At 72.0% G+C, this 17,300-nt stretch carries 14 protein-coding genes and 1 riboswitch; of the genes, 9 read left to right on the top strand and 5 right to left on the bottom strand.

Annotated features, from left to right (window positions below; translation table 11 throughout):
* Positions 1–260: 260 nt before the first annotated feature.
* The 4 genes from AQJ46_RS22045 to AQJ46_RS22030 all read left to right on the top strand — a co-directional run bounded on the left by AQJ46_RS22045 (position 261) and on the right by AQJ46_RS22030 (position 5,056).
* Positions 261–1,661 carry a M16 family metallopeptidase gene (locus AQJ46_RS22045; RefSeq protein ID WP_079072382.1) on the top strand — a complete coding sequence of 467 codons (1,401 nt, stop codon included), beginning with the start codon at positions 261–263 and terminating at the stop codon, positions 1,659–1,661.
* On the top strand, positions 1,658–3,046 hold the full coding sequence (locus AQJ46_RS22040) for a M16 family metallopeptidase (protein WP_059207213.1): 1,389 nt from the start codon (positions 1,658–1,660) through the stop codon (positions 3,044–3,046). Before AQJ46_RS22045 ends, AQJ46_RS22040 begins: the two co-directional genes overlap by 4 nt.
* 192 nt (positions 3,047–3,238) lie before the next feature.
* A riboswitch (cyclic di-AMP (ydaO/yuaA leader) is annotated at positions 3,239–3,405 on the top strand.
* A 13-nt stretch (positions 3,406–3,418) separates the two neighbouring features.
* A complete protein-coding gene (locus tag AQJ46_RS22035) occupies positions 3,419–4,171 on the top strand; it encodes a M23 family metallopeptidase (RefSeq protein ID WP_059207212.1) in 753 nt (250 codons plus the stop codon).
* Positions 4,172–4,360: 189 nt separating this feature from the next.
* Entirely contained in the window at positions 4,361–5,056 is a 696-nt protein-coding gene (locus AQJ46_RS22030; RefSeq protein WP_059207211.1) for a GntR family transcriptional regulator, read from the top strand.
* Positions 5,057–5,182: 126 nt separating this feature from the next.
* Here AQJ46_RS22030 and AQJ46_RS22025 read toward each other — a convergent pair whose 3' ends face one another.
* A complete protein-coding gene (locus AQJ46_RS22025; protein ID WP_059207210.1) occupies positions 5,183–5,464 on the bottom strand; it encodes an HPr family phosphocarrier protein in 282 nt (93 codons plus the stop codon).
* A 196-nt stretch (positions 5,465–5,660) separates the two neighbouring features.
* Between AQJ46_RS22025 and AQJ46_RS22020 the strand changes: the two genes are divergently transcribed.
* From AQJ46_RS22020 to AQJ46_RS22005, 4 genes are read left to right on the top strand one after another with little or no spacing between them, the layout of a single operon-like run.
* Entirely contained in the window at positions 5,661–8,504 is a 2,844-nt protein-coding gene (locus tag AQJ46_RS22020; protein ID WP_059207209.1) for a bifunctional acetate--CoA ligase family protein/GNAT family N-acetyltransferase, read from the top strand.
* Between the two features lie 42 nt (positions 8,505–8,546).
* On the top strand, positions 8,547–9,143 hold the full coding sequence (locus AQJ46_RS22015) for a DUF5998 family protein (protein ID WP_057611286.1): 597 nt from the start codon (positions 8,547–8,549) through the stop codon (positions 9,141–9,143).
* The gene (locus AQJ46_RS22010; RefSeq protein WP_059207208.1) at positions 9,143–10,339 is read left to right on the top strand and encodes an alkaline phosphatase family protein; all 1,197 of its coding nucleotides are present in this window, start codon (positions 9,143–9,145) and stop codon (positions 10,337–10,339) included. The genes AQJ46_RS22015 and AQJ46_RS22010 overlap by 1 nt, the downstream gene beginning before the upstream one ends.
* A gap of 49 nt (positions 10,340–10,388) precedes the next feature.
* A complete protein-coding gene (locus AQJ46_RS22005) occupies positions 10,389–11,048 on the top strand; it encodes a thymidine kinase (RefSeq protein WP_057611284.1) in 660 nt (219 codons plus the stop codon).
* Positions 11,049–11,266: 218 nt separating this feature from the next.
* On the opposite strand, the gene AQJ46_RS21995 is transcribed toward AQJ46_RS22005, so the two are convergent.
* A complete protein-coding gene (locus AQJ46_RS21995; RefSeq protein ID WP_059207206.1) occupies positions 11,267–12,058 on the bottom strand; it encodes a VOC family protein in 792 nt (263 codons plus the stop codon).
* A 297-nt stretch (positions 12,059–12,355) separates the two neighbouring features.
* Between AQJ46_RS21995 and AQJ46_RS21990 the strand changes: the two genes are divergently transcribed.
* On the top strand, positions 12,356–13,213 hold the full coding sequence (locus AQJ46_RS21990) for a sulfurtransferase (RefSeq protein ID WP_107117310.1): 858 nt from the start codon (positions 12,356–12,358) through the stop codon (positions 13,211–13,213).
* A gap of 73 nt (positions 13,214–13,286) precedes the next feature.
* On the opposite strand, the gene sepH is transcribed toward AQJ46_RS21990, so the two are convergent.
* From sepH to AQJ46_RS21975, 3 genes are all read right to left on the bottom strand, one after another.
* A complete protein-coding gene (sepH, locus tag AQJ46_RS21985; RefSeq protein ID WP_057611280.1) occupies positions 13,287–14,315 on the bottom strand; it encodes a septation protein SepH in 1,029 nt (342 codons plus the stop codon).
* A 395-nt stretch (positions 14,316–14,710) separates the two neighbouring features.
* Positions 14,711–16,030 (bottom strand): D-arabinono-1,4-lactone oxidase, encoded by a 1,320-nt coding sequence (locus AQJ46_RS21980; RefSeq protein ID WP_059207205.1) that lies wholly within the window; start codon positions 16,028–16,030, stop codon positions 14,711–14,713.
* Positions 15,990–17,228 (bottom strand): MFS transporter, encoded by a 1,239-nt coding sequence (locus tag AQJ46_RS21975; RefSeq protein WP_059207204.1) that lies wholly within the window; start codon positions 17,226–17,228, stop codon positions 15,990–15,992. Before AQJ46_RS21975 ends, AQJ46_RS21980 begins: the two co-directional genes overlap by 41 nt.
* Positions 17,229–17,300: the final 72 nt, after the last annotated feature.

The following is a 17,300-nucleotide window of genomic DNA, read 5'->3' as shown; positions in this document are numbered from 1 at the left end:
TGCTGAAGCGTGAACGGGATCTGACGCGGACCATTGTGGACCGCGGCACTGACAGTCCGGGCCAGGACCTGGCTGAGGCGCCCGGCCCGGCGCCGGCACAGCGCCTCCCTCACGATTGCCCGCAGGCTACGCGATCCGCTGTGGGCGTACGTGCTCCGGGAACTTCGCCGAGGGTCCGCACGCTTGCATACAGTGGCAGGACCGGCAGGACAACCGCGGTTTCCACGACCGCGACGGCGATCGAAGGGACGTACATGCCCATGGGTCACACGGCCACAGACCAGGCAGGCACCGGGGGCCTGACAGCGACCGAGCACCGCCTGGCCAACGGCCTGCGCGTGGTGCTCTCCGAGGACCACCTGACCCCGGTCGCGGCGGTGTGCCTCTGGTACGACGTCGGCTCACGCCACGAGGTCAAGGGACGTACCGGCCTGGCTCACCTTTTCGAGCACTTGATGTTCCAGGGCTCGAAGCAGGTGCAGGGCAACGGGCACTTCGAGCTCGTCCAGGGCGCCGGCGGCTCGCTCAACGGCACCACCAGCTTCGAGCGGACCAACTACTTCGAGACCATGCCCACCCACCAGCTGGAGCTCGCCCTCTGGCTGGAGGCCGACCGCATGGGCTCCCTGCTCGCCGCCCTCGACGACGAGTCCATGGAGAACCAGCGGGACGTCGTCAAGAACGAGCGACGACAGCGCTACGACAACGTGCCGTACGGCACGGCCTTCGAGAAGCTCACCGCCCTCGCCTACCCGGAGGGCCACCCCTACCACCACACCCCGATCGGCTCGATGGCCGACCTGGACGCGGCCACGCTGGAGGACGCGCGCGCGTTCTTCCGCACTTACTACGCGCCGGGCAACGCGGTTCTGTCGGTCGTCGGCGACATCGACCCGGAGCAGACGCTCGCCTGGATCGAGAAGTACTTCGGCTCCATCAAGTCGCACGACGGCAAGCCCGCGCCCCGCGACGGTTCCCTGCCCGAGACGATCGGCGAGCAGCTGCGCGAGGTCGTCGAGGAAGAGGTCCCGGCACGCGCCCTGATGGCGGCCTACCGGCTTCCGCACGACGGCACACGCGCGTGCGACGCGGCCGACATCGCCCTCACCGTTCTCGGCGGCGGCGAGTCGTCCCGCCTCTACAACCGGCTCGTACGGCGCGACCGTACGGCCGTCGCGGCAGGCTTCGGCCTGCTGCGCCTGGCCGGGGCGCCCTCCCTGGGCTGGCTCGACGTGAAGACCTCCGGTGACGTCGAGGTACCCGTCATCGAGGCCGCCATCGACGAGGAGCTCGCCCGGTTCGCCGAGGAGGGCCCCACGGCTGAGGAAATGGAGCGTGCCCAGGCCCAGTTGGAGCGCGAGTGGCTGGACCGGCTCGGCACCGTCGCGGGCCGCGCCGACGAACTGTGCCGCTTCGCCGTCCTGTTCGGCGACCCACAGCTCGCTCTGACCGCCGTACAGCGCGTCCTGGAGGTGAGCGCCGAGGAGGTCCAGGCGGTCGCCAAGGCCAAGCTGCGCCCCGACAACCGCGCGGTGCTCGTCTACGAGCCCACCGCCCCGGCCGAGATCGCCCAGAGTGCCGAGGACGCCGAGGGCGCCGAAGACCCGGAGTCCGCCGCGACCGTGGAAGCCACCGACGAGAACGAGGAGGCGGCCAAGTGACCGAGCTCGCCGCGATGGAATTCCACCCGCAGCCGCAGGCGGGCGAGCCCAAGGTCTGGGCCTTCCCCGCCCCCGAGCGCGGGACGCTCGACAACGGCCTCACCCTCCTGCGCTGCCACCGCCCCGGCCAGCAGGTCGTCGCCGTCGAGGTGCTCCTGGACGCGCCCCTGGACGCGGAGCCGGCCGGCCTGGACGGCGTCGCCACGATCATGGCGCGCGCCTTCTCCGAGGGCACCGACAAGCACTCCGCCGAGGAGTTCGCCGCCGAGCTGGAGCGCTGCGGCGCCACCCTCGACGCGCACGCCGACCACCCGGGCGTCCGCCTCAGCCTCGAAGTGCCGGCCTCCCGCCTCGCCAAGGCGCTCGGTCTGCTGGCCGACGCCCTCAGGGCGCCCGCGTTCGCGGACAGCGAGGTCGAGCGGCTGGTCCGCAACCGCCTGGACGAGATCCCGCACGAGCTGGCCAACCCGTCCCGCCGCGCGGCCAAGGAGCTCTCCAGGGAGCTGTTCCCGGTCGACTCCCGCATGTCGCGCCCGCGCCAGGGCACCGAGGAGACGGTCGAGAACATCGACTCCGCGGCCGTGCGCGGCTTCTACGAGAAGCACGTGCGCCCCGCCACCGCGACCGCCGTGGTGGTCGGCGACCTCACCGGCATCGACCTGGACGCCCTGCTCGGCGACACCCTCGGTTCCTGGACCGGCTCCACGGGCCGGCCGCGGCCGGTGCCGCCGGTGACCGCCGACGACACCGGCCGGGTCGTCATCGTGGACCGCCCCGGTGCCGTCCAGACGCAGCTGCTGATCGGCCGCATCGGCGCCGACCGGCACGCACGCGTGTGGCCCGCGCAGGTGCTCGGCACGTACTGCCTCGGCGGCACCCTCACCTCCCGCCTGGACCGCGTCCTGCGCGAGGAGAAGGGCTACACCTACGGTGTGCGCTCGTTCGGTCAGGTCCTCAGGTCCGCCCCGGACGGTTCGGGCGCCGCGATGCTCGCCATCAGCGGCTCCGTCGACACCCCGAACACCGGTCCCGCCCTGGACGACCTGTGGAAGGTGCTGCGCACGCTCGCCGGAGGTGGCCTCACCGACGCCGAGCGCGATGTCGCCGTGCAGAACCTCGTCGGTGTGGCGCCGCTCAAGTATGAGACCGCGGCGGCCGTGGCGAGCACGCTGGCCGACCAGGTCGAGCAGCACCTGCCGGACGACTACCAGGCGACCCTGTACCAGCAGCTCGCCGCGACCGGCACCGTCGAGGCCACCGCGGCCGTCGTGAACGCCTTCCCGGTGGACCGGCTGGTGACGATCCTGGTCGGCGACGCGGCCGCCATCAAGGAGCCCGTCGAGGCCCTCGGCATCGGTGAAGTCAAGGTCGTGACGGCCGAGTAGAGGAACCCGACATCTGAGGGCCCTGGTGACGCAAGCGCCACCAGGGCCCTCAGATGTCCGAATTAGGCAGGAGGTTGCCTGTCTGCCCTGTGGGATGCGCTACAAAAGCCGTGATCCGTTTGGGGATTGAAAGTGGCCCCGCTTAGCGTCCTCTGGGCTGTCCGTCAGGCACTGCGCCGCGCCCGCGGCACCGGACAGTCATCGCCGAGTCCCCGCATGGCGCGAGCCAGGGGAGCCGGGGACCCACACCATGCGTCCCTGGGGTGAATCGGACGCCCGCGCGAGCCGCGAGGGAGTCCGTAGGAGACCTTCCTGCTCCGAACCCGTCAGCTAACCCGGTAGGCGAGAAGGAAGGAAAGGACCAGCCACCACATGGCGTTCACCTGCGCCACCGGGAAGCACCGTCGTCCCAGCCGCATGAAGCGCACCACCGCCCGCGCGGCGGGCGTCGCGGCCCTCGCCACCACCGGCGTCATCGGCACCATCGCCGCCCCCGCACTCGCCGCCGACAACTCCGTCGAGCAGACCGGCCTCATGCCCGTCGTCAGCGCCGGAGAGTCCCTCGTCGACCAGCTCGACGCCCAGGCCGCCGCCCAGGCGCAGGCCGCCGCGCAGAAGAAGGCGGCGGCGGAGGCCAAGCGCAAGGCCGAGGCGCGCGCCAAGGAGATACGCGAGGCCAAGGAGCGCGCCGCCCGCGAGGCCGAGCGTGAGCGCCTCAACCGCTTCGTCGCCCCGATCTCCGGCTCCTACGTATCCACGGGCTACAAGACCGGTGGCTCCCTGTGGTCGTCCGGCAGCCACACCGGTGTCGACTTCCACGCCGCGAGCGGCACCTCCGTGCACGCGGTCGGCCGCGGCACCGTCGTGGAGGCCGGCTGGGGCGGGTCGTACGGCAACGAGATCGTGATCAGGATGGCCGACGGCACGTACACCCAGTACGGCCACCTGTCGTCCATCGGCGTCTCGGTCGGCCAGTCGGTCACCCCGGGCCAGCAGATCGGACTGTCCGGCGCGACCGGCAACGTCACCGGGCCGCACCTGCACTTCGAGGCGCGCACCACCGCCGAGTACGGCTCGGACATCGACCCCGTCGCCTACCTGCGCTCGCACGGCGTGAACGTCTGACGACCCACCGCGCGATCTCCGCGAGGCCCCGGCTCCCCCGAGCCGGGGTTTCGTCGTTTCCGCCGCCCCGTTGTCCAAAAAATATCCTCGGATTCCGGTCCGCCGTCGGAAATTCCCGTTCATTGCAATAGAGTCACTGAACACACGTCAATCGGCGACGTTTCACGGGGATTAAGACGGAGGTCGGACATGCGTATTCCGGCGCACTCGGTATGCACGGCGATCCGGGACGACATCGTCGCCGGTGTCTACGAGCGCGGCAGCCGGCTCACCGAGGAACTGCTCGCCCGCCGCTACGGCGTCTCCCGTGTCCCGGTCCGGGAGGCCCTGCGCACGCTGGAGGCCGAGGGCTTCGTGGTGACGCGGCGGCACGCGGGCGCGTGCGTGGCCGAACCGACCGAACAGGAGGGCGCCGACGTCCTGGAGATGCGGATGCTCCTCGAGCCGCTCGGCGCCGCCCGGGCCGCCCAGCGCCGCACCGAGGCTCATCTGAAGGTGCTGCGCGGCCTGGTCCGGCTGGGCCAGGAACGGGCCAGGAGGGGCAACAGCGAGGATCTGCGCTCCCTGGGGGGCTGGTTCCACGAGACGCTCGCCCAGGCCTCCGGCAGCCCCGCGCTGACCTCGATGCTGACCCAGCTGCGGCACAAGATCGCCTGGATGTACGTCGTGGACGCGCCGGCCAACCCCGCGGAGTCCTGGGCCGAGCACGGCGCGATCGTGGACGCGGTGGCGCGCGGGGACGGCGAGCGCGCGCGGGCGATCACGGCGCTGCACACCGAGCGCTCGGGCGCGGTGCACCGGCTGCGGTTCGCCTCCGGGCAGGACCGCGCGGACCGTGTGAGGACCTCGCAACATCCTGTAAACGTGACAGGTCTGCGGCATTAACACGGGCGCCGTATACAAAGAGAGGGTAATTGGAGGGGGAGTATTTATGCTGCCCGCAAAAGGGAAATGCGAAGGGCCCGCCCGGTAATTCGGACGAGCCCCTCGATGCTTTTAAGGCACCTTCCCTCAGACGGTCTCGGGAAGCTCCTCGAGCCCCTCGGCGACCAGCCTCGCGAGGCGGTCGAGGGCCGCGTCCGCGCCCTCGGCGTCGGAGGCGAGGACGATCTCCTCGCCGCCCTGCGCACCCAGGCCGAGAACGGCCAGCATGGAGGCCGCGTTGACGGGGTTGCCGTCGGCCTTGGCGATCGTCACCGGGATACCTGCGGCCGTGGCGGCCCGGACGAAGATGGAAGCGGGGCGGGCGTGAAGGCCCTCGGCCCAGCCGACGTTGACGCGGCGCTCAGCCATGTGATGCTGCCCTTCGGTGTTCAGGGTTGTCTAGACCAGTTTCCCACACGTGAAGCTCCCCCGGACAGGACCCGAAGTCCCGCGGGGGCCGTGGTCGGACCGCGGCCTCGGCCCGACTTCCGTCCTTGTGCGTTCTCGCGCGTTCTCCACAGACTGCCTCGCGCCGTTGTCGTACGCGAGCCGTACTCTGGGGCCCATGCAGAGCGCGTCGGACCGGCACGAGTACCCCGCCCACTGGGAGGCCGACGTGGTGCTGCGCGACGGCGGCACCGCGCGCATCAGGCCCATCACCGTCGACGACGCCGATCGCCTGGTCAGCTTCTACGAGCAGGTCTCGGACGAGTCGAAGTACTACCGCTTCTTCGCGCCCTACCCTCGCCTGTCCGCCAAGGACGTCCACCGCTTCACGCACCACGACTTTGTGGACCGGGTGGGGCTCGCCGCCACGGTCGGCGGCGAGTTCATCGCCACCGTACGCTACGACCGCATCGGCGCCGACGGCATGGCCGCCTCCGCCCCCGCCGACGAGGCCGAGGTCGCGTTCCTGGTCCAGGACGCCCACCAGGGGCGCGGCGTGGCCTCCGCCCTCCTCGAACACATCGGGGCCGTCGCGCGCGAGCGCGGCATCCGGCGCTTCGCCGCCGAGGTGCTACCCGCCAACGTCAAGATGATCAAGGTGTTCACCGACGCCGGGTACACCCAGAAGCGCAGCTTCGAGGACGGCGTCGTACGCCTGGAGTTCGACCTGGAGCCCACCGACCGCTCGCTCGCCGTGCAGTACGCGCGCGAGCAGCGCGCCGAGTCGCGGTCCGTGCAGCGGCTGCTCACCCCCGGCTCGGTCGCCGTCGTCGGTGTCGGCCGCACCCCCGGCGGCGTGGGCCGCAGCGTCCTCGGCAACATCCGGGACTACGGGTTCAAAGGCCGCCTGTACGCCGTGAACAAGGCGTTTCCCGACGAGCAGAAGGAGCTCGACGGCATCCCCGCGCACCGCTCGGTGCGCGACATCGACGGCCCTGTCGACCTCGCGGTCGTCGCCGTGCCGGCCGAGCAGGTCCCCGAGGTCGTCGCCGAGTGCGGGGCACACGGCGTGCAGGGACTCGTCGTGCTCTCCGCCGGGTACGCCGAAAGCGGCCCCGAGGGGCGCGAGCGCCAGCGTGAACTCGTGCGGCACGCACGCGCGTACGGCATGCGGATCATCGGCCCGAACGCGTTCGGGATCATCAACACCTCCCCGGAGGTCCGGCTGAACGCCTCGCTGGCCCCCGAGGCACCCCGCCCCGGCCGGATCGGCCTGTTCGCCCAGTCCGGCGCCATCGGCATCGCCCTGCTCTCCCGGCTGCACCGGCGCGGCGCCGGCGTCACCGGCGAGACCGGCGTCTCCACCTTCGTCTCTTCCGGCAACCGCGCGGACGTGTCCGGCAACGACGTCCTTCAGTACTGGTACGACGACCCGCACACCGACGTCGTCCTCATGTACCTGGAGTCCATCGGCAACCCCCGCAAGTTCACCCGCCTCGCCAGACGTACGGCGGCCGCGAAGCCCCTGGTCGTGGTGCAGGGCGCGGGCACCGCCCCGCAAGGCCACGCCGTCCGCGCGACGCGCCTGCCGCACACCACGGTCTCCGCGCTGCTGCGGCAGGCCGGCGTGATCCGGGTCGACACCATCACCGAACTGGTGGACACCGGTCTGCTGCTCGCCCGCCAGCCGCTGCCCACCGGCCCCAAGGTCGCAATCCTCGGCAACTCCGAGTCGCTCGGCCTGCTCACCTACGACGCGTGCGTGGCCGAAGGGCTCCGGCCGTCGACCCCGCTGGACCTCACCACGGCGGCCGCACCGGAGGACTTCCACGCGGCCCTCGCGCGCGCGTTGGCGGACGACTCGTGCGACGCGGTGATCGTGACGGCCATCCCGGCGGTCGGCGAGGGATCCGCCGGCGACGCCGCGCTCGCCGAGGCGCTCAGGTCCGCGGCGGAGCAGGTCCCCGGCAAGCCGGTCCTCGTGGTCCATGTCGAGCTCGGCGGCCTCGCGGAGGCGCTCTCCGCGGCGACCAGCACCGCGCCCCAGGCCGCCGCGGGCCCGCCGACGATCCGCGCCGACCACCCCTTCCGCGCCCTGGACCGGCTGCGCGCCACGCCGGCCCCCGCGGAACCGCCCGCCGCCGAGACCCGCGACCGCCTCATCCCCGCCTATCCCGCCGCCGAGCGCGCGGTGCGGGCCCTCGCCGACGCCGTGCAGTACGCCCAGTGGCGCCGGGAGGCCGCCGAACCCGGCAAGGTGCCCGAGTCCCTCGACGCGGCCATCGACGAGAAGGGCGCCGCCGACCTGATCGACGGCCTGCTCACCCGCGGGCAGGGCCTCACCCTCGGCAGCGAGGAGACCTGCGAGCTGCTCGGCACGTACGGCATCCAGGTCCACCGCGCCCTGCCCGCCACCAGCGCCGACGCGGCCGTCCAGGCCGCCGCGACCCTCGGCTACCCGGTCGCCCTCAAGGCCACCGCCCCGCACCTGCGCCACCGCGCCGACCTCGGCGGCGTACGCCTGGATCTCGCGGACGAGGAGCAGCTGCGGCGGGCGTACGCCGAGCTGACCGAGCTGTTCGGCGCCCCCGACGAACTGCGGCCCGTGGTGCAGGGGATGGCCCCGCGCGGGGTGGACACGGTGATCCGGGCCGTCATCGACCCCGCCGCCGGCGCCGTGCTGTCCTTCGGACTCGCCGGGGCCGCCTCGCAGCTGCTAGGCGACACCGCGCACCGGCTGATTCCGGTCACCGACCGGGAGGCGGCGACCCTCGTCCGCTCGATCCGGACCGCACCGCTCCTCTTCGGCTGGCGGGGTTCCACGCCGGTCGACACACCAGCACTGGAGGAACTCCTGCTGCGGGTGTCCCGGCTGGTCGACGACCATCCCGAGGTCGTCGCGGTCACCCTGGAGCCGGTGGTCGTCGCCCCGCGCGGTCTGAGCGTCCTCGGCGCCTCCGCGCGGCTCGCGCCGCCGCCCGCCCGCGACGACCTCGGCCCGCGGACACTCCCCTCGTACTGAGCAGCGGCGAGCGGTGCCTCGCAGTCAGTGCGCCCCCGTAGGATGGACGTCATGGCCAAGACCAGTACGACGACCCAGGGGCTGCGAACGGCGATCGAGCGCAGCGGCTACTACCCGGCCCTCGTGGCCGAGGCGGTGGAGTCCGCGCTGGGCGGCGAGCCCATCCGGTCGTACCTGGTCCACCAGGAGACGACGTTCGACCAGAACGAGGTGCGGCGGCACGTGACCGTGCTCGTCCTCACCGGCAACCGCTTCATCGTCAGCCACACCGACGAGCAGGCCGCGGACAGCACGTCCCCCACGCCGTACGCCACCACCTCCACGGAGTCCGTGAAGCTCGGCCGGATCTCGTCGGTCGTGGTCAGCCGGGTCGTCGCCAACCCGGAGCAGTACCAGCCGGGCACCCTGCCCCGCGAGGTCGTGCTGACCATCGGCTGGGGCGCCGTCTCCCGCATCGACCTGGAGCCCGCCGCCTGCGGCGACCCCAACTGCGAGGCGGACCACGGCTACACCGGCAGCTCCACTGCGGACGACCTCAGCCTGCGCGTCAGCGAGGCGGGGGACGGCCCGGACACCGTGCGCCAGGCACTCGCCTTCGCCCAGGCCATCTCCGAGGCGACCGCGGACGTAGCTCGCTGATGGCGCAGCCCGCCGCCTGGGACCACCCGGAGCCCCTCGCCCTCGACACCGCGCCTGTCCCCGAGTACGGCACCGGCTCCCTCGCCGACCTGCTGCCCACCCTCGCCGCCGGCATGGCCGTACCGGGCACGACCGCCACGATTTCCGAGCTCACCCCCGCCGACCGGAACTGCGTGTTCCTGATCGACGGCCTTGGCTGGGAGCAGCTGAAGGCGCACCCGGACGAGGCGCCCTTCATGACCTCCCTGCTGGCCAGCTCGCGCGGCGGCACCGGCCGCCCCCTGACCACCGGCTACCCGGCGACCACCGCGACCTCCCTCGCCTCCGTCGGCACCGGCCGGCCCCCGGGCGCCCACGGCCTGCCCGGCTACACCGTGCGCAACCCGGCCACCGGCGAGCTGATGAACCAGCTGCGCTGGCAGCCGTGGACCAAGCCGCAGGTCTGGCAGCCGTACCCCACCGTCTTCCAACTCGCCGAGCAGGCCGGGGTGCACGCGGCCCAGGTCTCCTCGCCCACCTTCCAGAACACTCCGCTGACCAAGGTCGCGCTCAGCGGCGGCACGTTCCACGGGCGGCTGTCCGGCGAGGACCGCATGGACCTCGCGGCCGATCAACTCGCCGTCGGCGAACGCTCGTTGGTCTACACGTACTACTCCGAGGTCGACGGCGCGGGCCACCGCTTCGGCGTCGACTCCGACACCTGGCGCGGCCAGTTGATGTACGTCGACCGTCTGGTCCAGCGTCTCGCGGAGCAACTGCCCCCGAACAGCGCGCTGTACGTCACCGCCGACCACGGCATGATCGACATCCCTTTCGATGAGCAGCACCGCTTCGACTTCGACGAGGACTGGGAACTGCGCGCAGGGGTCGCCCTGTTGGGCGGCGAGGGCCGCGCCCGCCATGTCTACGCGGTGCCGGGCGCCGCGGGTGACGTCCTGACCTGCTGGCGCGAGGTCCTCGGTGAGCAGTTCTGGGTCGCCTCACGCGACGAGGCGATCGCCGCGGGCTGGTTCGGGCCGCCGGGCCAGTGCGACGAGCGGGTGTACGACCGGATCGGCGACGTGGTCGCCGCCGCCCGCGACGACGTGCTCCTCATCGCCTCCGAGCGGGAGCCCAAGGAGTCGTCGATGGTCGGGAACCACGGCTCGATGACCCCCGCCGAGCAGCTTGTCCCGCTGCTCGAAGTACGCTCCTGAAACCGACCCGGCCGTATCCACCGCAGAACCGAAAGGTGCTCGACCTCCCATGCCCGAGCTGGTGTTCTTCTCCGGAACGATGGACTGCGGGAAGTCCACACTGGCTCTCCAGATCGAGCACAACCGTTCGGCGCGTGGCCTGACGGGCATCATCTTCACGCGGGACGACCGGGCGGGCGAGGGCAAGCTGTCCTCGCGGCTCGGTCTGGTCACGGACGCGGTCGAGGTCGAGGACGGCCAGGACCTCTACGCCTACCTCGTCGACCACCTCTCCCAGGGCGGCCGGGCGGACTACGTGATCGCGGACGAGGCGCAGTTCCTCACGCCGGAGCAGATCGACCAACTGGCCCGCGTGGTCGACGACCTGGACCTCGACGTCTACGCCTTCGGCATCACGACCGACTTCCGCTCCAAGCTGTTCCCGGGCTCCCAGCGCCTGGTGGAGCTGGCCGACCGGGTCGAGGTCCTCCAGGTGGAGGCCCTGTGCTGGTGCGGCGCCCGGGCCACGCACAACGCCCGTACGGTCAACGGTGAGATGGTCGTCGAGGGTGCCCAGGTCGTCGTCGGGGACGTCAACCAGGCCGACGACATCGGCTACGAGGTCCTGTGCCGCCGGCACCACCGCCGCCGTATGACCGCGGGGACGGCCCGCGCGGCCGCGCTGTCCCCGGACGTGCTGCCGGTCCCGTCGGCCGGGGCACGCTTCTGAGCGACGCCCTCAGGGCCGGTCTGCGCACGTCCGGGTCACTCCCGACAGCACCGGGCCAGCGGCGCCGTGCTTCCCCAGCAGTGCGCACGTACCGCCCGCCGCCGACAACTCCTCGTGCGGGACGACCCGTCCGCCCTCGAGCTTCACGATCCGCTCGGCGTGCTCCGCCGTCGTCACAGGGTGCGGCGCGCCCGCCACACGGCCCGCCCCGAGAGATCTCAGCGCGGGTTCTCGATCAGCGCGAACTGCGCCCCCTCCGGATCCGCCACCGTGGCCACACGGCCGTGCGGGCTGTCGTGCGGTGGGCGCAGGACATGGCCGCCCAGGTCGGTGAGGAGACGGGTGGAAGCGGTCGCGTCGGCCACCTCGAAGTAGGTCATCCAGTGCGGCCCACGGTCCCGGGGAAGGGTGTGGCCGACGCCGTGGAGGCCGGCGACCGGACGGCCGCCGATGTGGAGGGTGACGTGGTCGAAGTCGGCGGAGACCACCGGCTCCTCCTCATAGCCGAAGACCGTCTCGTAGAACTTGGCGACGCTCACCGTCTCGAAGGTGATCAGCTCGTGCCAGGCGGGCGTGCCCGGTACGCCCGCGACGGACGTGCCGAGGTGCGCTGCCGCCTGCCACACCCCGAAGACGGCGCCGGCAGGGTCGGACCCGATCACCAGCCGCCCGGCGTCCCCGGCGTCCAGCGGCCCGACTCCCACCGTGCCGCCGCACAGCCGTACCGTTTCGGCTGTCAGCTCGATGTCGTCCGAGGCGAGGTAGGGCGTCCAGGCCACCGGAAGATGGCGGTCGGGCGGCAGCTGGCCGATCCCGGCGACCTCCTGGCCGCTCAGGAGGGCCCGGACATACGGCCCGAGCTGCTGCGGGCCCGGCACGAACTCCCAGCCGAACAGCGATCCGTAGAACTCCTGGGTCGCGGCCATCCCGTGCACCATCAGACTCACCCAGCAGGGCGTACCGGGCGTGTGCCGAGCGGGCGGGGCGGCCGACCCCCTTGCCTCGGTCATCGTCACTCTCTCCTCGGCCCCTCGCGGTGGCCGTGTCGTGTCCGCGGTCCGGACCTCCGTGCCGATGCTCGCACCACCCGCGGTGCCGCACGCTCCGGGCACGCCGCCGCGGGGGCTCCTGTGCCAGGAGGGTGCCTGCCGCGCGGCTGCCTGACCGTTGCCGCGCGACGGCCGACGGGTGTCGATCGGCTGTACAGCATGTGCCCGGTCCCGTACGCCTCGTGATCGGGCCTGTCCGGCGGAGCACAGTAGCCGGACATGGACGACGCGGCCACCCCGTGCGCAAGGATGGTGGCCATGAACGCCATCATCTCCGCATCCGAACTCGCGAGCGACCTCGCCGGCCCGAACCCGCCCGTCCTGCTCGACGTCCGCTGGCAGCTGAGCGTGGCCAAGGCGGCCGGTGAACCGCCCTTCGACGGCCGGGCCGAGTACGCGGCCGGGCACATCCCGGGCGCGGTCTACGTTGACCTGGACCGGGAGTTGGCCGGCCCGGCCGGCACCGGCGGGCGGCACCCGCTGCCCGAGCTCGCCGAGTTCGGCGCCGCGATGCGCCGGGCGGGTGTCTCCGCGGGCACGCCGGTGGTCGTGTACGACGGCGGACAGGGCTGGGCGGCCGCCCGCGCGTGGTGGCTGCTGCGCTGGACGGGTCACCCGGACGTGCGAGTCCTCGACGGCGGGTTGCCGTCCTGGCAGGGTCCGCTGCAGTCCTCCGTGCCGGGTCCGGCGCTTGCCGAGGGCGACTTCGAGCCGGTGCCCGCGGCGGCCGGTCTCCTCGACGCCGACGCGGCCGCGGCCTTGGCCCGCGCGGGGGTGCTGCTGGACGCGCGCGCGGGGGAGCGGTACCGCGGCGAGGTGGAGCCGATCGACCGCGTCGGCGGCCACATCCCGGGCGCCCGGTCCGCGCCCACCACGGACAACGTCGGCCCGGACGGCCGCTTCCTGCCCGCGGAGGAGCTGAACGCCCGCTTCAAGGCCCTCGGCGCCGGCGACGACACCGAGGTCGGCGTCTACTGCGGCTCGGGCGTGTCCGGCGCCCACGAGGTCCTGGCCCTGGCGGTCGCGGGCATCCCGGCGGCGCTGTACGTCGGTTCCTGGTCGGAGTGGTCCTCGGACCCGGAGCGCCCGGTCGCCGTGGGACCGGATCCCCAGTAGCCCGCGACACCCCTGTCGGGACCGCGAAGAGGGCCGCACTCGATGAGCGCGGCCCTCTTCCTCGTACGACCGACTATTCCTGCTTCTTCCTCCGCGTCCCGAACACGATCTCGTCCCAGCTCGGGACCGCCGCCCTGCGACCCGGGCGGACGCCGTCCGCCTCGGCCTGGCGGTCGGTCGCGCCGATGAGGCGGTCGCGGTGGCTGGCCACCGAACGCGGCATGAGGACGTCCGCGTAGGCGGAACCGGCCGAGGCCGCGGGAGCGGGCGGCTCCTCCACCTCGGGCTCCGGATCGGGCGTGTCCTCGGCGGTCGCCGGCTCGGACGGCCGCTCCGGTACGACCATGTCGCCCCGGAAACTCGGTACGGCCTCCAACAGGCTGGTCAGCGAGTCCCGTTCAGCGACGGACTCCTCGACGTGCTCGGCCGGGGGCAGGCTCGGCCGGTCGAGGGCGCGGTCCAGCGGACGGTCGCGCGGCAGCCGTGCGATACGCGGCACGAACGGAAAGCTGGGCTCCGGCGCGCCGAGGTCCTCGGACTCGCCGATCAGCGAGCGAGCTTCCTCGTCGACGGCCTGGACGAGCCGCCGGGGCGGGTCGTAGGTCCAACTCGCCGAGTGGGGTTCGCCCGCGACGCAGTAGACCAGCAGAACCTCCCAGGTGCCGTCGTCACGGCGCCACGAGTCCCACTGGACGGTGTCCTTCTCGGCGCCGCGCAGCAACAGCCGCTCCTGGACGGCCTCGCCGAGCTGCGGTCCGGCGTTCTCGCCGGGCCGGCGGACCGGGGTCTTGCGGGCTCGTTCGGCCATGAAGGCGCGCTCGGCGAGCACAGGGCCCTCGAAGCGCCGTACACGGTCTACGGGGATACCTGCGAGCTGGGCTACCTCTTCCGCGGTGGCACCAGCGCGTATACGCGCCTGGATGTCGCGGGGACGGAGATGGCTTTCGACCTCGATCTCGATCTGGCCGAGACGCGGACGGTCGCCGCGCACCGCTGCGCGCAGCCGCTCGTCGATCGGAAGCGTGTACTCCGTTGAGTCGGCAGCCTTCAGCACCAGCCGTGTGCCGTCATTCGAGACGGCCACGACACGCAGTTCGGGCATGGGGACCTCCCGGGTGGTGCCTGCCGACGTCACGTGCGTCGCTGCTTCCGCTAGTCGAGTGTGACCTGCCCGGGTGCAGCCTGCCACAACCTTGCCGAGTTGCCCGGCGTGTCGGGCACTGGCCCTGGATCGCCGTTATGGCACGGTTACTTATTCGCAACGCTGAGTGACCAACTCCGTCACCCTGTGCAACTAGCCCCCTCCCGGCGCCCCTTGAAGGTCACGGACGCCCTGGCGGGAGACCGTACCCAGGGCTCGCAACAGTACTCCATTTGGGCCACGTGCGTGGATTGGCGCGCCACTCAACTTCGTTCAAGAAACGGTGTCCGGTCGACCGTTGAGCGGTTGCCGGGATCTTGGACGTGGCGTACTTCACGGAATCGCCAGAAACGGAACTACGCCCCCAACACCCGGCGCAAGTAGTCGTTCTGGAAGCGCCGGTCGGGGTCGAGCCGGTCCCGGAGCGCGGTGAACTCGCCGAAGCGCGGGTAGACCCCGGCGAAGTACTCCGCGTCGCGCGTGTGCACCTTGCCCCAGTGCGGGCGCCCCTCGTGCGCCGTGAAGATCCGCTCGGCGGCCGTGAAGTACGCCTGGTACGGCGTCCCCTTGACCATGTGGACCGCGATGTACGCGCTGTCGCGGCCCGAGGCCGTGGACAAGGTGATGTCGTCGGCGGGCGCGGTGCGCACCTCCACGGGGAAACTGACCTTCAGCCCGGAGCGCTCGATCATCGTCCTCAGCTCCCGCAGCGTCTCGACGACCGCCTCGCGCGGGACGGCGTACTCCATCTCCACGAACCGCACCCGACGGGGTGACGTGAAGACCTTGTACGGGATGTCGGTGTAAGTCCGCGCGGACAGCGCCTTGCTGGAGATCCGTGCGATCGAGGGGATCGTGCCCGGCACCGCGCGGCCGACCCACTGGGCCACCTGGAACACGCCGTTGGAGAGGAACTCGTCCTCGATCCAGCCCTGGAGCTGCGGCACCGGTTTCTCGGGGCCCGCGCTGCGGTTGTTGCGCTTGGTGTTGGTGCTGCCGGTGTGCGGGAACCAGTAGAACTCGAAGTGCTCGTTCTCGGCCCAGAGTTCGTCGAAGGCGCTGGTGACCTTGTCGAAGCTCATGGGCTCCTCGCGGGCCGTGAGCAGGAACACCGGCTCGACGGCGAACGTGATCGCGGTGACGACGCCGAGCGCGCCCAGGCCGATCCGGGCTGCCGCGAAGACCTCGGGATTCTCCTTCTCGGAGCAGCTGAGGACCGAGCCGTCGGCCGTGACCAGCTCCAGTCCCCTGATCTGGGCGGCGATCGAACCCGACTCGCGGCCCGTGCCGTGCGTGCCGGTACTGGTGGCCCCGGAGACCGTCTGCTCCATGATGTCGCCCATGTTGGTGAGCGACAGGCCCTCGCGTGCGAGAGCCATGTTGAGCCTCTTGAGCGGCGTACCGGCCTCCACCGTGACGGTCATGGCGTCCCGGTCAATGTTGCGGATGCCGGTCAACAGTTGAGGGCGGATCAACACGCCGTCGGTCGCGGCTATCGACGTGAAGGAGTGCCCGGTGCCGACGGCCTTCACCTGGAGACCGTCCTCGGCGGCCTTCCGTACGGCAGCCGCCAGCTCGTCGACCGAGGCGGGCGTGACCTCGCGAGCGGGACGCGCGGCCACATTGCCGCCCCAGTTACGCCACGTGCCGTTCTTCGCGCTCGCTGCCGTGCTCAACGCTGCCTCCCCGACGTGGAGCCGGCCTGCTGAGCCGGCGGTACCCCAGGAAACCGACCGCGACCGCGACGGCCCCGGACACCGCCGGAACCCCGTACCCGGCGCGCGCACCGGCCGCGTCGATCACCCAGCCGGCCACGGCGGAGCCGAGCGCGACCCCGACCGCGAGCCCGGTACTGATCCAGGTCATCCCCTCGGTCAGTTGCGCGCGTGGTACGTGCTGCTCGATCAGGGACATCGTCGTGATCATCGTGGGAGCGATGGACAGGCCCGAAACGAACAACGCCACGGCCAGAAACGGCAAGTTTCCGACCAGTAGGAGGGGGATCATACTCACGGCCATGGCGCATATGCCCAGCAGCCAACGAGGTTCGGGCCGCCCCCCGAAGTGCAGCAGCCCGAACACGAGCCCCGCGACGCAGGACCCCGCCGCGTAGAGGGCGAGCACGAGGCTCGCGGCACCCTTGTGGCCCTGCTCGTCGGCGAAGGCCACGGTGACCACGTCCACCGCCCCGAAGATCGCCCCGGTCGCCACGAAGGTGGCCACCAGGACCTGCAGGCCCGGCGCGCGCAGTGCCGTACGGCCGCCGTCGTGCTCGCGCGGGTGCGGGGCCGGCTCGGTGGCCCGCTGCGCGGTCAGCCAGAAGACGCCGACCACCAGGAAGCAGGCGGCGAGCAGCGGACCCGCCTCCGGGAACCAGGCCGTGGACAGCCCGATGGAGATGATCGGCCCGAAGATGAAGCAGACCTCGTCGACGACGGACTCGAAGGAGTACGCGGTGTGCAGCTGCGGGGTGCCGCGGTACAGGGCCGCCCACCGCGCGCGGATCATCGCGCCGAGACTCGGCACCGAGCCGATGCCGACGGCGCACACGAACAGCACCCAGTCCGGCCAGCGGAAATGAGCGGCGAGCAGCATCCCGGCGGACGCCACCAGCGCGACGAGCGTCGCCGGGCGCAGCACCCGCCGCTGGCCGTGCAGATCCACCAGCCTCGAGACCTGCGGGCCGATCGCCGCGGCGGCCAGCGCGATGGTGGCCGACAGCATGCCCGCGAGGCCGTACCTGCCGGTGAGCTGGGAGATCATCGTGACCACGCCGATGCCCATCATCGACAGCGGCATCCGGCCGACGAAGCCCGCGGCGGCGAAACCCTTGGAGCCGGGGGCGGCGAACAGGGCGCGGTAGGGGCTGGGCACAGGGGTTCTCCGGTCGGCCGGCGAGCAGCGGCTCGGGCAGCGGTAAGGCGCGAATAAGCCTCATACAGCTTA

It is taken from the genome of Streptomyces canus (assembly GCF_001514145.1).
GTDB classification, from domain to species: domain Bacteria; phylum Actinomycetota; class Actinomycetes; order Streptomycetales; family Streptomycetaceae; genus Streptomyces; species Streptomyces canus.
This window is presented reverse-complemented; position numbering and strand designations above follow the sequence as displayed.

Bases quoted from the DNA above. Each gene is read 5' to 3' on its own strand.
- AQJ46_RS22045 (WP_079072382.1), top strand. From the start codon at position 261: ATGGGTCACACGGCCACAGACCAGGCAGGCACCGGGGGCCTGACAGCG.
- AQJ46_RS22035 (WP_059207212.1), top strand. From the start codon at position 3,419: ATGGCGTTCACCTGCGCCACCGGGAAGCACCGTCGTCCCAGCCGCATG.
- AQJ46_RS22030 (WP_059207211.1), top strand. From the start codon at position 4,361: ATGCGTATTCCGGCGCACTCGGTATGCACGGCGATCCGGGACGACATC.
- AQJ46_RS22025 (WP_059207210.1), bottom strand. From the start codon at position 5,464: ATGGCTGAGCGCCGCGTCAACGTCGGCTGGGCCGAGGGCCTTCACGCC.
- AQJ46_RS22020 (WP_059207209.1), top strand. From the start codon at position 5,661: ATGCAGAGCGCGTCGGACCGGCACGAGTACCCCGCCCACTGGGAGGCC.
- AQJ46_RS22015 (WP_057611286.1), top strand. From the start codon at position 8,547: ATGGACGTCATGGCCAAGACCAGTACGACGACCCAGGGGCTGCGAACG.
- AQJ46_RS22010 (WP_059207208.1), top strand. From the start codon at position 9,143: ATGGCGCAGCCCGCCGCCTGGGACCACCCGGAGCCCCTCGCCCTCGAC.
- AQJ46_RS22005 (WP_057611284.1), top strand. From the start codon at position 10,389: ATGCCCGAGCTGGTGTTCTTCTCCGGAACGATGGACTGCGGGAAGTCC.
- AQJ46_RS21995 (WP_059207206.1), bottom strand. From the start codon at position 12,058: ATGACCGAGGCAAGGGGGTCGGCCGCCCCGCCCGCTCGGCACACGCCC.
- AQJ46_RS21990 (WP_107117310.1), top strand. From the start codon at position 12,356: ATGAACGCCATCATCTCCGCATCCGAACTCGCGAGCGACCTCGCCGGC.
- sepH (WP_057611280.1), bottom strand. From the start codon at position 14,315: ATGCCCGAACTGCGTGTCGTGGCCGTCTCGAATGACGGCACACGGCTG.